Source organism: uncultured Jatrophihabitans sp. (assembly GCF_964246335.1).
Lineage (GTDB): Bacteria > Actinomycetota > Actinomycetes > Mycobacteriales > Jatrophihabitantaceae > Jatrophihabitans.
In genome coordinates this window covers 1-12667 of record NZ_CAXTQF010000044.1, presented here as the reverse complement: position 1 = coordinate 12667, position 12667 = coordinate 1, and the positions used below count along the sequence as shown (strand labels likewise).

Genomic DNA, 12667 nt, shown 5'->3' with positions numbered 1-12667 from the left:
GAGCGTGTTCCGCTCAACCTCGGAAAATAGGGACGGTCAGGCTGCGAGGCCGAGGCCGCGCAGGGTTGCCGACACCGCGTCGCTGATCTGCGCACCCACCCGCTGCACCTCGGACATCGGCGCACCAAACGGATCGCCGATGTTGTCGTTGCCGCGCGCGACGCCGCGTCGGCCGCGCTGAGCGGCCACGTGCGCAACGCGTTGCGCCAGCACCTGCGCCGGCGCGGTGTTCGGGTCGTCCGGCTCGAAGTCGGCCGCGCCGGACGCCAGCCGGGCGAACTCGCGCAGCGTGAAGACGCAGCGCATCGCCGCCGGCGTCTGCCGCAGCACGATGGAGCGGTGTTTGGTCGACGCGGTCAGCACCAGCTGGGCGCTTGCGACCATGTCGTCGGTCAGCTGCCGGGCGACGAACCCGTCCGGGTCGCCACCGTGTTCGCGCAACACCTGCGCCGACGGCGCGTCCATGCCCCAGCCGGCCAGCGCATGGGTGCCGGCGCTCGCCACCCGCAGCACCGGCGAGCCGGCGCGGGCGCTCATCAGCCGCTCGCCCATCGGCGACCGGCACACGTTGCCGGTGCAGACGAACAGAACGTCGAACGTGGCGTCCGAGCCGTCGGTCATCGGCGGGGTGGCTTCCACACGACGAGCGACGACGGCACGTTGCGCGCCACCAGCTCGGCGTGCGCGTGATGCAGTTCCGCGGTCAGCTCGGCCACCTTGGCGCGCAGCGCGTCGACGTGCGACTCGAGCTCGATGATCCGCTTGATGCCGGCGAGGTTGACGCCCTCGAGTTGCGACAGCCGCTGCACCTCACGCAGCAGTGCGACATCACGCGCCGAGTAACGCCGGCCGCCGCCGCCGGTGCGGCCGGGGCTGACGAGCCCGAGCCGGTCGTACTGACGCAGCGTCTGCGCGTGCATCCCGGCGAGCTCGGCGGCCACCGAGATCACGAAGACGGGTGCGTCGTCCGGGACGTCGTTCGGCTGCCGCGGCGCCCTAGGCATGGTTCGCCCCCGCCGTGGCGCCGGCCGTCGCACGCAGCGCAGCGGTGATCTGCGGGCGTGGGTCATCCGGTTGCGCGGCGGCGTAGCGCTCCAGCGCTTCGCGCGCGTCCGCGGACATGGTGAGCGGCACCGCGACGTCGACCGTGACGAGCAGGTCCCCGTTGCGGTTCTTGCCCTGCACGCCGCGGCCCTTGACGCGCAGTGTCCGCCCGGACGGTGTGCCGGGCGCGATGCGCACGCCGACCGAGCCGTCGAGCGTCGGCACCCGCAGGGTGGTGCCCAGCGCGGCCTCGGCGAACGTGATCGGCACGGTGAGCGTCAGGTTGTCGCCGTCGCGGCCGAACAGCTCGTGCGCACCGACGTGCACGGTGACGATGAGGTCGCCGGACGGTGCGCCGTTGCGGCCGGGCGTGCCCTTGCCGCGGATGCGGATCTTGCCGCCGTCACGCACGCCCGCAGGGATGCGCACGTTGATCGTGCGGGTGCGGGTGGTGGTGCCGCTGCCGTGGCACTGCGGGCACGGGTCGTCGATCAGTTGGCCGGTGCCGCGGCAGTCACGGCACGGCTCGCTGAAACCGAAGGCGCCCTGATTACGACTGACGCTGCCCGAGCCGCCACAGGTCGGGCAACGGCGCGGCGACGTACCGGGCTTCGCGCCGGAGCCGTGGCACACGTCGCAGGTCGCCGGTCCGGACAACCGCAGTGGCAGCGTCGAGCCGCGCACCGCCTCGTCGAAGCCGAGGCTGATGTCCGCGGTCATGTCCTGCCCGCGCACCGGACCCGGCGTCGACGAGCGGCCCGCGTTCTGGCCGAACAGTCCGTCGAACAGGTCGTTCAGATTCCCGCTCGAGCCGGTGCTGCCGCCGAACAGGTCGGACATGTCGAACGTCTGGCCACCGCCCGGAGCGCCGAACCCGCCGGGTGCGCCGCCACCGAAACCGCCGAAGCCGTTCGGCGCGCCGCCGGCGGCGAACATGTCGCGGGCCTCGTCGTACTCGGTGCGCTTGGCCGGGTCGGAGAGCACGCTGTAGGCCTCGGAGACCTCCTTGAAGCGTGCCTCCGCGGCGGCGTCACCGGGGTTCTTGTCCGGGTGCAGGTCACGCGCCAGCTTGCGGTAAACCTTCTTGATGTCCGCCTGCGACGCGTCCTTGGTGACGCCGAGGGACTTGTAATAGTCCTTCTCGATGTAGTCCTTGGTGCTCATCGCTGCGTCACCGTCCTCTCCGGTAGGTCTTCGTGATCAACAGGCAGAGGTGTTCGCTATGGCGACCACACCCTGCTGTTGATCACGGTTGGTGCGGGTCGTCCTGCAGTGCTTCGCCGGCGGCGGTCGAGTCCGTCAGGGTGTCCTCGCCGGCCGCCAGATCGGGGGCCGAATCGGCCACCTCCGCCTCCGCCGACGGGCTCGCCGGGTCGGTGACGCCGACCATGGCCGCGCGGATCAACCGGTCGCGGTACTTGTAGCCCTGCCGCATGACGGTGGTGGCCGTCGGCCCCGTGACGTCGTCGCTGACGTCGTGCATGACGGCCTCGTGGACCTCCGGGTCGAACGGGTCGCCGACCGCGCCGAAGCTTTCCAGTCCGAGCTTGTGGAAGACGTCGTCGAGCTTGTCGGCCACGGCCTTCAACGCACCGGTGAGATCACCGTGCGCCCGCGCGCGGTCGAGGTCGTCGAGCACCGGCAGGAAGTCGCCGGCCACCCGCGCGACCGCGGCGTCGCCCGCGGCCAACCGGTCGCGCTCGGCCCGCTTGCGGTAGTTGGCGTACTCGGCCTGCAGCCGCTGCAGGTCACGCGTGCGCTCCTCGAGCAGGAGCGCGTCGGCCTTCGGCACGTCCTCCTCAGCCTTCTGCGCAGCGGCAGCCGCGGCCTGTTCGGCGGACGAGGGCCCACTGGCACCCTCGTCCGCCGAACCCGCGGCCGACGCCTCGCGATCGATCTTGCGATTGTCGGTGAAACGGATCGGTGGCTCCTCCGGCTCGCCCTGGTGGGAGCGGTCGGAAGAGGTCACTTCGCGCCTTCGTCCGGTCCCTCGTCCACGACCTCGGCGTCGACGACGGAGTCGTCCTCGGCGGACGCGCCACCGGCAGCGCCGGCGCCCGGTGCGGCACCCTCAGCGCCCTCACCGGCCGCAGCCTGCGCGGCGTACATCGCCCCGCCGGCCTCGGTCGCGATGGACGACACCCGCTCCTGCGCAGTCTTGATGCCGTCGTAGTCGGCGCCCTCGAGCTGCTTCTTCAATTCGTCCAGCGCGGACTGCAGCTCGCTGCGCTTGTCCTCGGGCAGCTTGTCGCCGTTGTCGGCGAGGAACTTCTCCGTCGTGAACTGCAGACCCTCCGCGGTGTTGCGGATCTCGGCCTGGTCGCGGCGGGTCTTGTCCTCGTCGGCGTGCGCCTCGGCGTCCTTCATCATCCGGTCGATCTCGTCCTTGGACAGACCCGAACCACCGGTGATCGTCATGCCCTGTTCCTTGTTGGTCGCAAGGTCCTTGGCGTGCACGTTGACGATGCCGTTGGCGTCGATGTCGAAGCTGACCTCGATCTGCGGGACGCCGCGCGGCGCCGGCGGCAGGCCGGTCAGCTCGAACATGCCGAGCTTCTTGTTGTACGCCGCGATGTCGCGCTCGCCCTGATAGACCTGGATCTGCACCGAGCCCTGGTTGTCGTCGGCGGTCGTGAAGATCTCCGAGCGCTTGGTCGGGATCGTCGTGTTCCGCTCGATGAGCTTGGTCATGATGCCGCCCTTGGTCTCGATGCCCAGGCTCAGCGGCGTGACATCGAGCAGCAGGACGTCCTTGACCTCGCCCTTGAGCACACCGGCCTGCAGCGCGGCGCCGACGGCGACGACCTCGTCCGGGTTGACGCCCTTGTTCGGCTCCTTGCCGCCGGTGAGCTCCTTGACCAGCTCGGACACGGCCGGCATGCGGGTGGACCCACCCACGAGCACGACGTGGTCGATCTGGTTGACGCTGATGCCGGCGTCCTTGATGACGTTCTGGAACGGGGCCTTGGTGCGCTCGAGCAGATCGCCGGTGATCTTCTGGAACTCGGCGCGGGAGAGCGTCTCGTCCAGGAACAGCGGGTTCTTCTCGGCGTCCTGGGTGATGTAGGGCAGGTTGATGCCGGTGGAGTTCGAGCTGGACAGCTCGATCTTCGCCTTCTCGGCCGCCTCACGCAGGCGCTGCATGGCCATCTTGTCCTTGGTCAGGTCGATGCCGTGACCGCTCTTGAACTTGTCGACCAGCCAGTCGACGATGCGCTGGTCCCAGTCGTCGCCACCGAGGTGGTTGTCGCCGTTGGTGGCCTTGACCTCGATCACGCCGTCGCCGATCTCCAGCAGCGACACGTCGAAGGTGCCGCCACCGAGGTCGAAGACGAGGATCGTCTGCTCGGAGTCGCCCTTGTCCAGGCCGTAGGCCAGCGCCGCCGCGGTGGGCTCGTTGACGATGCGCAGGACGTTGAGACCCGCGATGGTGCCGGCCTCCTTGGTGGCCTGGCGCTGGGCGTCGCTGAAGTACGCGGGGACGGTGATCACCGCGTCGGTGACGTCCTCACCGAGGTAGGACTCGGCGTCGCGCTTGATCTTCTGCAGCACGCGCGCGCTGATCTCCTGCGCGGTGTAGTCCTTGCCGTCGATCTTGACGTGCCAATCGCTCTCGCCGATGTGGCGCTTGACCGAACGGATCGTGCGATCGACGTTGGTCACCGCCTGGCGCTTCGCGACCTCACCGACCAGCACCTCGCCGTTCTTGGCGAACGCGACGACGCTGGGGGTGGTGCGCGAGCCCTCGGCGTTCGCGATGACCTCCGGTTCGCCACCGCTCAGGACGGCGACCGCGGAGTTGGTCGTGCCGAGGTCGATTCCGACCGCTCGTGCCATGGATTGCTCCTTCTGCTGTATCGGGTACTGCTTGCTTGGTCTGGTTTCCGTGCTCAGTGCGGGTCGGCGCCCGCTGCACGACGTACTTCGATGGTGCTGCCCGGCGCGGGCCTATGTCAAAAGAACTGAGTGCAGTCGACTCATGTTCCTGGCGCATGTGTGACCTGGCTCACTCAGCTCTGCCGGATCCGTCCCGTTCTGTACTGAATAGGTGGATGCGCCGTCGCCGCCTGCCCGCCACCCTGCTCGCTGCCGTCGCCTGCATCGTGGCCCTCGCCCTGACCAGCGTCGGCGCGTCGGCCGCCGGCGCAGCTACGCACTACACGGTGGGCACCGCGCTCACCGGTGACGCCAAGTGGGTCAGCACCCCCGACGCCGACCCGGCCGGCGTGAACACCGGTTGCACGCCCAGCGCCGCCCACCCCCGGCCGGTGGTGCTGCTCGAGGGCACGACCTCGCGCATCGTCGCCTCGTTCGACCGGCTCGGCCCGGAACTCGCCAACGCCGGCTACTGCGTCTACGGCCTGAACTACGGCTCGACGTCGATCACCACCGAGACGCACGGCGTCGTGGGCGCGATGGGCGACATCGCGGCGTCCGCGCGGCAGCTACAGACATTCGTCACCCAGGTGCGCGCCAGGACCGGCGCGGCGAAGGTGGATCTCGTCGGGTGGTCGCAGGGCGGCGGCCCGATGCCGCGGTACTACCTGCAGGACCTCGGCGGCGCGAAGTACGTGCACTCGCTCGTCGGGCTGTCGCCGTCGAACTACGGCACGACGTTCTTCGGCGTCCTGACGGCGATCAACGCGCTGGAGAAGCTCACCGGCGTGCCCGCGCTGGACTACTCCGGCGCCCCGGCGTTCCAGCAGCAGCTGGACACCGATCCGTTCATCACGCACCTCAACGCCCACGGCGACACGGTGCCGGGCGTCTCGTACACGGTGATCCAGACGCGCTACGACGACGTCGTGACGCCGTACACGAACGCATTCCTGCACGGGTCCGGCGCGCGGAACATCCTGCTGCAGGACGCCTGCCCGCTCGACGCCACCGACCATCTGGGCATCCCGTACGACGACAACGCGGAGCAGTACGTGCTCAACGCGCTGGGCGCGAACGATCCGCATTTCAAGCCGACCTGCAAGGCGGCCGCGCCGGGTGTCGGCACGTTGTAGCCGCCACCGCCTGCTCGTGCCGAAGCGGCCTGCTGGGTCCCCGGCTACGGTCGCCCGACTGCCTACCCGGCTGCGGAAACGCCAAGAATGTTTCGCCGCACTGACCCGTAGTTGGCGACGCACCGGCAGACGCCAACAATCGGTCGGCGTAGCGACGGATTGTTGGCGTTTCCGCGGACAGGTGTACGCAGCTCCCCGTTCTCAGCTCGCGTGGACGCAGCACCCCTCAGCGGAACAGGCTCCCGCGAAGGACGTAGCGGCCCGGCGCGCGGGTGCGCAGGCGGGTCCAGCCGTGGCCGTCGTTCGTCACCGTCGCGGCCGGCCGGTGCCGGCCGGACGAGGCGTGCAGGAACGTCGAGTACCGCACCCGCACCGGGACGATGCACGCGCACGGGACGTCGATCGTCATGCTCGCCTGACCAGCGGCAACGAGACGAGCGGGTGCGGACACGATCGGCCTCGCCGCGGCCACCCGGAACACCACCCACTGCGCGTCGGAGGCGACCGGCACCAGATAGCCCGGCCGCAGCTGCCGGACGAGCCGCAGTTCCGGCGACACCGGCTGCGCACGGCGGTCGAGTGCGACGTACCCGACAGCGTTGTCGTCCAGCCATCGCCGGTAGGCGCCGGCGTCGAGCGCCGCGGAGAGCAGCACCTTGTCGTATCGATTGAATGCCTGGGATTCCCAGCCGCCGGCGAGCGCGGCGTGCGCCGCCACCGCATAGGCCGCGGTGTGCACGTCCGGGTCGTCGACGACCTCGAGCCGGTGATTGCGCAGGTCCGGCAGTGCGGTCAGTCGGCCGATCAGCGAGGCGTAGTACGCCGGGGCCGCCGACGGCCCGGTGCTGCGGGCGAGATCGACGACGGTGGCGTTGACGCACAGTGTCAGCGCCGGCAGCACGGCGAGCACGCGCCGCGTCCGCCCCGCGTCGGCGGTGGCGTACACCGCGGCGGGCAGGCACATCCAGGGCAGCCGCACGACGTTGGCGCCCAGGCCGTTCGGCACGAGCCAGAGCAGCGGCGCCGCCACGACGACGAGCCAGAGCAGCGTCCGGAGTACGGGCGCCGGCCGCGCGGACAACAGGGCACCGGCGCTCACGAGCGTGAACAGCATCGAGCCGACGTGGTAGGTCTGCGCGCCGGGATCACCGAATGTCAGGGCCGGCACCAGCAGCGCCACGACGCCGGCCGATGCCACGAGCAGCGCCGAGCGCCGGCGCGAACGGTCGGTGACGAACACGGCGAACACGGCCAGCGCGATGAACGCGCCGCTGACCGGTGAGCACAGGCCGGACAGCACGGTGGCGGCGACGGCGAGCACGGTGAGCCGCCGACGCAACGCCACCGCCGCGACCAGCGCCAACGCGACGCCCAGCGCGAACGGGACGCGCCCGCTCCACAGATCGCACCCGGTGGCGAGGGTCGCGAGCCATACGCCTGCGGTGCGGTGGCGGGTGCCGGCGAGCGCGTGCGCAACCAACGGCGTGCTGATCACCGTCGCGAGCGCGCCGAGCAGCGGTGCACCGAGCAGCGTCGACAAATACGGGGTCAGCACCGAGTAGCTGCCCGGCGTGGTGCCGCCGCCGAACCAACTGAACCAGTAGGTCAGGCCGACGCCGTGCGCGGCCGCCGACTGGCGGGCGAGCGCTGCCTGCAGATCACCGACGCTCGGCTGCACCACGACGAACGCGGCCGCGCTGACGACGGTGAGGACAACGGGCCACAGCGGCCCGAGCAGGCGGGACGCGAAGTGCGGCGTTGGGGCGACCTCGCCGGCCCCTCCCCCCGCGGCGGCGCGCGGCGGCCGCAGCGTCAGCGGCTCGGCAACTGCCTCAGCCATGCACCAGGCCGGCGAAGCTTCCGGTCAGCACGTACGAGCCGGGCCGGGTGGTGGTGATCGTCGTCCATCCGCTGCCGTCGTCGGCGACCCGCGCCGTGACGGGCACCCGGTCGGCAGCCAGCAGCCGCGTCGTACGGCGGTCGCTCCGCAGGGTGGCGGACAGGAACTTCGACCAGCGCACCCGCACGTGCACGGTGCAGGCGCACGGCAGGTGCAGCGTCATCGACGACTGCGCGATGTCGGTGACGGCGGCGGGCGCGGCGACGATCGGCGTCGCGTCCTGCACGCGGTACAGCGTCCAGTCGCTGTCGCGCCACACGGGATGCAGGTAGGTGGCGCGGCCACTGCGGATCAACGTGCGCTCGGGGAAGTCGCCGACCGACGCCGTCGGCACCGCGACGTACCCGACGGCGTTGTTGTCCAGCCACACCTTGTAGGTGACCGGGCGCAGCGGTGCCGCGTACAGCGCGTCGTTGAGGCTGGTGTCCTCCTGCGTCTCCCAGCCGCGGGCGAGCGACGCGTGACCAAGCAGCGCGGTGTAGCCGGCGTGGTAGCCGCTGTGCGCGCCGTGGTCGACGACCTCGAGGCGGTAGTCGCGCATCGCCGGCAACGAGTCGACCTTCGCGGCGAGCGGTGCGAAGTACGCCGTCGAGGCCATCGGCTCGGCGGCGTCGCGCAGGTCCACGACGGTGCTCGCCGCCCCGAGCACGAGCAGCGGCGCGACGAGCAGTCCCACCACGCGCGTCCGACGGGCGCTGAGCGCGACGACGGCGACGGGCAGGCAGAACCACACGAACCGCGAGATGTTGGCGCCCAGCCCGTTGGGCACCGCCCACAGCACAACGGTGCCGAGCAGCGTCACCCAGATCGTCGTGCGCACGTGGTCGGGGGGATTCATCAGGCGCAGCACGAGCAGTCCGCCGACGATCTCCGCGGCGTAGCCGGCGTCGAAGGGCTCGGCGCCGGGCGCGCCGAAGACCACGGTGAGGACGACGAGCGCGACGACGGCCGCGCCGACCGTCCACCCGATGATCGGCCGCCACGCGCGGGTGCGCGTCGTCAGGAACGTGCCGGACAGGCCCAGCGCGAGGAACGCCCCGGCGACGGGCGAGGCGAGGATGGCCAGCACAGTGAGCGCCGCCGTGACGGTGCGCCGGCGCTGCTGCAGGGCGAGCAGCGCAGCGGCGGCGACGGCGATGCCGAGCAGGAACGGCACCCGTCCGCTCCAGAGATTGGCGGCGACGGCGACCGCAGCGGTGCAGCTCGCCGCGAACGGGTGCCGCGTGCCGCGGACCAGCAGGCCGACGAGGACGACCACGCCGACCGCGGACACGGCGCCGACCACCTCGGTGCCGATCCAGGCGCACACGTACGGCGTCAGCACCGAGTAGTTGCCGGGCGTGGACCCGCCGAACCAACTGAACCAGTACGTCAGCCCGACACCGTGGGTCACCGCGGAGGCGCGGGCGCGGGCTGCCCACAGGTCGTTGACGTCCGGCCGGACGAGCAGGAACACCAGGGCGTTGAGCACGCTGAGCAGCGCCGGGACGGCGGCCACCAGGTCGCGGCGGCGCATCGTGCGCCGACGAGTCTCGGCGAGCGGGACCTGCGCGACAGGAACCCGCGTCGCCGGCTGCAGCGTCGCGGTCACGGCCCGATCGTCCCATAGGCGCCGGCTGAGAGCGTCCGAGTTGCGGTGTGCTGTCAGCCTCGTGCAGCGGGCGGCGCGGCGGCGGGGCCGTCCTCGCCGCGGGCCGCGGTGAACCGGCGCACGATGCCCATGCCGGGCAGCTCGCCGACCAGCGCCACCACCCGGTCGATGGTCACCTGCAGCGAGGCCACCTGGCGCTGGGTATCGGTGGCCGCGCGCAGCGCCGGGACGGCCTCGCGGCGCAGGGTGTCGAGGGTGTCCGGCAGCTCGCGCAGCGCCTTCGGGTCGAGCGCGCCCGCGACGCGGTCCAGTGGGCCGGTCAACGTGCGCGTGGCGTTCTCGATGCGGGTGACCGAGCGGTCGAGCTGCGTCACCGTCTGGTTGAAGCGTTCGAGCGCGTCGTTGAAGGACTTCAGCGTCGCGGGCAACTGCCCGATCAGGCGGGCGTTCTGCTCGAGCAGGTCGGCGAGCCACTGCGCCTGCGCGTCCGCGCCTTTCACCAGGCTGCCGACGAACGGGATCGCGCCGACTGCCGACGGCACCCGCGACTGCGGTGCGTCTGCGGGCTGCGGGGCGTCGGGCATGCGTGATTCATAGCACCGCGATGCGGGGACAGCGAACAGTGACGAGCCTGACGTTTACCCCCCGGTAACAACGAATACTCTTGCGAACACCGGCACCTGCCGAATCTCAAGGAGAAATAGTGGCGCTGTACGCGGACGCCGATCGCATCAACCAGAACTGGCTCATCGACTTCGCGCAGACGAGCCCGGGTTGGTGGCGCATCGGCCTGGCCATCGTGATGCTCGTCGTCACGGTCGCGGTCGCCGGCCGGCGCATCGCCTGGCTGGTGCGGTTGATCCGCTCGGGCAAGAAGGACGACACCCGCCTCGACGGCATCGACGTCCGGTTCAAGCAGCAGGTCAAAGAGGTCTTCGGCCAGTCCAAGCTGCTCAAGTGGAACGCGCCGGGCATTGCGCACTTCTTCACGTTCTGGGGCTTCGTCGTCCTGGGCCTGACGATCGTCGAGGCCTTCGGTGCGCTCGTCTGGAGCCGTGACTTCGCCGTGCCGATCTTCGGGCGTGCGCAGTGGCTGGGCTTCCTCGAGGACTTCTTCGCCGTCGCCGTGCTGCTCGGCATCGCCTATTTCGCCGTCAACCGGCTACGCAACGCGCCGGCCCGCAAGGAGCGCGCCAGCCGCTTCTACGGCTCGCACAACGGCCCGGCGTGGATGGTGCTGGGCTTCATCGCCGCCGTCGTCGTCACGCTGCTGATGTACCGCGGCGCGCAGTCGGCCAGCGGGCACTTCCCGTACGGGCACTCCAAGTGGCCGTTCGCGTCGTACCTGATCGGCAAGGCGCTGCCCTCCGGGGCGTACCTCACCGGGTTCGAGACGTTCTGGATCCTCGCGCAGATGGCGGTGATCTTCTCCTTCACCGTGCTCGTCGTGTACTCCAAGCACCTGCACATCGGCACCGCACCGCTGAACGTGCTGACCAAGCGCGAGCCGGACGCGCTGCGTGCGCTGCTGCCCGTCTCCGACGCCGAGGGCAAGGCGATCGACTTCGCCGATGTCGAGAACCTCGACGAGGACACCGTCTTCGGCAAGGGCAAGATCGAGGACTTCACCTGGAAGGGTTACCTCGACTTCGCGACGTGCACCGAGTGCGGCCGCTGCCAGTCGCAGTGCCCTGCCTGGAACACCGGCAAGCCGCTGTCACCCAAGCTCGTGATCATGAACCTGCGCGACCACCTGTTCGCGAAGGCGCCGTACATCATCGGCGGCAAAGAGGTCTCGGCCGACGGCACGTCGGCGCAGGGCTCGGACGAGTCCAGCCCGAACCTGTCCGACGAGGGCGTCCACCCCGGCCACGGCGTCCCGGAGTCGGGTTTCGAACGCGTCCAGGGCTCGGGCGTCGAGCAGGCCACCCGCCCGCTCGTCGGGGACCTCGCGTCCGGCGGCGTCATCGACCCCGACGTGCTGTGGTCGTGCACCACGTGCGGCGCGTGCGTCGAGCAGTGCCCCGTCGACATCGAGCACATCGACCACATCGTCGATATGCGCCGCTACCAGGTGCTGATCGAGTCCGCGTTCCCGTCCGAGGCCGGCGTCATGCTGCGCAACATCGAGAACAAGGGCAACCCGTGGGGCATGGGCAACGCCGGGCGCGACGAGTGGATGAACGACCTGTCCTTCGAGGTCCGGCGTGCCGAGCCCGGCACCAAGCTCGACGTCGACATCGACTACCTGTTCTGGGTCGGTTGCGCCGGTGCGCTCGAGGACCGCTCGAAGAAGGTCACCGTCGCGTTCGCCGAACTGCTGCACACCGCAGGCGTGGAGTTCGCGGTGCTCGGCCAGGCCGAATCGTGCACCGGCGATCCGGCACGCCGTTTGGGCAACGAGTTCCTGTTCCAGATGCAGGGCATGCAGAACGTAGAGACGTTGAACTCTGTCGAGCGGCACGGCCCGTTGAAGATCGTCGCGACATGCCCGCACTGCTTCAACACGCTCGCCAACGAGTACCCGCAGCTCGGCGGTCACTACGAGGTCATCCACCACACGCAGCTGCTCGGCAAGCTCGTCGAGGAGGGGAAACTCGTGCCGGTGGACTCGATCGACAAGAAGGTCACCTACCACGACCCCTGCTACCTCGGTCGGCACAACAAGGTCTACACGCCGCCGCGCGAGGTGCTCGGCGCCATCTCGGGCCTGCAGTCGCAGGAGATGCACCGCTGCAAGGAACGCGGCTTCTGCTGCGGCGCCGGCGGTGCCCGCTTCTGGATGGAGGAGAAGATCGGCAAGCGGGTCAACGTCGAGCGCACCGACGAAGCGCTCGGCCTGGATCCCGACCTGATCTCGACGGCCTGCCCGTTCTGCATGGTCATGCTCTCCGACGCGGTGGCCGCCAAGGTCGGCGAGGGCGAGGCGCGCGAGGACGTCAAGGTGCTCGACGTCGCGCAGATCCTGCGTCAGTCGCTCGGCGCGCCGGAGCCGCCGCCGGAGACCGAGAACGCGGACGGCCCCGGTCCCGCGCCCAAGCCGGACGGTGACCAGGACTCCTCCCCGAAGGACTCCTCCCCCACGGATCCCGAACCCGTCGGCACGACATAGTCCCCTGC

10 protein-coding genes are annotated in these 12667 nt (G+C 70.4%); 2 read left to right on the top strand and 8 right to left on the bottom strand.

Features of this window, described 5'->3' with window-relative positions; genetic code table 11:
- Window positions 1-36: 36 nt before the first annotated feature.
- The 5 genes from ACFFCN_RS12945 to dnaK all read right to left on the bottom strand — a co-directional run bounded on the left by ACFFCN_RS12945 (window position 37) and on the right by dnaK (window position 4881).
- Window positions 37-639, bottom strand: a complete 603-nt coding sequence (locus ACFFCN_RS12945) for a low molecular weight phosphatase family protein (protein WP_375492195.1) — start codon at window positions 637-639, stop codon at window positions 37-39.
- Complete coding sequence (locus tag ACFFCN_RS12940) at window positions 618-1004, bottom strand: heat shock protein transcriptional repressor HspR (protein ID WP_375492193.1); 387 nt, start codon at window positions 1002-1004, stop codon at window positions 618-620. The genes ACFFCN_RS12945 and ACFFCN_RS12940 overlap by 22 nt, the downstream gene beginning before the upstream one ends.
- Window positions 997-2208: a molecular chaperone DnaJ gene (gene dnaJ / locus ACFFCN_RS12935; RefSeq protein WP_375492191.1), complete on the bottom strand. Its 1212-nt coding sequence runs from the start codon at window positions 2206-2208 to the stop codon at window positions 997-999. The genes ACFFCN_RS12940 and dnaJ overlap by 8 nt, the downstream gene beginning before the upstream one ends.
- Before the next feature lie 82 nt (window positions 2209-2290).
- Window positions 2291-3013 carry a nucleotide exchange factor GrpE gene (locus tag ACFFCN_RS12930; RefSeq protein ID WP_375492189.1) on the bottom strand — a complete coding sequence of 241 codons (723 nt, stop codon included), beginning with the start codon at window positions 3011-3013 and terminating at the stop codon, window positions 2291-2293.
- Entirely contained in the window at window positions 3010-4881 is a 1872-nt protein-coding gene (dnaK, locus tag ACFFCN_RS12925) for a molecular chaperone DnaK (RefSeq protein ID WP_375492187.1), read from the bottom strand. Before dnaK ends, ACFFCN_RS12930 begins: the two co-directional genes overlap by 4 nt.
- A 215-nt stretch (window positions 4882-5096) precedes the next feature.
- Here dnaK and ACFFCN_RS12920 point away from each other — a divergent pair, with 215 nt between their 5' ends.
- A complete protein-coding gene (locus ACFFCN_RS12920) occupies window positions 5097-6056 on the top strand; it encodes an esterase/lipase family protein (RefSeq protein WP_375492185.1) in 960 nt (319 codons plus the stop codon).
- A gap of 226 nt (window positions 6057-6282) precedes the next feature.
- Here the strand turns inward: ACFFCN_RS12920 and ACFFCN_RS12915 are convergent, their stop codons facing one another.
- Genes ACFFCN_RS12915 through ACFFCN_RS12905 form a run of 3 tightly spaced genes read right to left on the bottom strand, consistent with a single transcriptional unit; the run spans window position 6283 to window position 10131 of the window.
- Complete coding sequence (locus ACFFCN_RS12915; protein WP_375492183.1) at window positions 6283-7896, bottom strand: hypothetical protein; 1614 nt, start codon at window positions 7894-7896, stop codon at window positions 6283-6285.
- The gene (locus ACFFCN_RS12910) at window positions 7889-9547 is read right to left on the bottom strand and encodes a hypothetical protein (RefSeq protein ID WP_375492181.1); all 1659 of its coding nucleotides are present in this window, start codon (window positions 9545-9547) and stop codon (window positions 7889-7891) included. The genes ACFFCN_RS12915 and ACFFCN_RS12910 overlap by 8 nt, the downstream gene beginning before the upstream one ends.
- 53 nt (window positions 9548-9600) lie before the next feature.
- Entirely contained in the window at window positions 9601-10131 is a 531-nt protein-coding gene (locus ACFFCN_RS12905; RefSeq protein WP_375492179.1) for a hypothetical protein, read from the bottom strand.
- 218 nt (window positions 10132-10349) lie between these two features.
- Here ACFFCN_RS12905 and ACFFCN_RS12900 point away from each other — a divergent pair, with 218 nt between their 5' ends.
- Window positions 10350-12659, top strand: a complete 2310-nt coding sequence (locus ACFFCN_RS12900) for a (Fe-S)-binding protein (protein WP_375492223.1) — start codon at window positions 10350-10352, stop codon at window positions 12657-12659.
- Window positions 12660-12667: the final 8 nt, after the last annotated feature.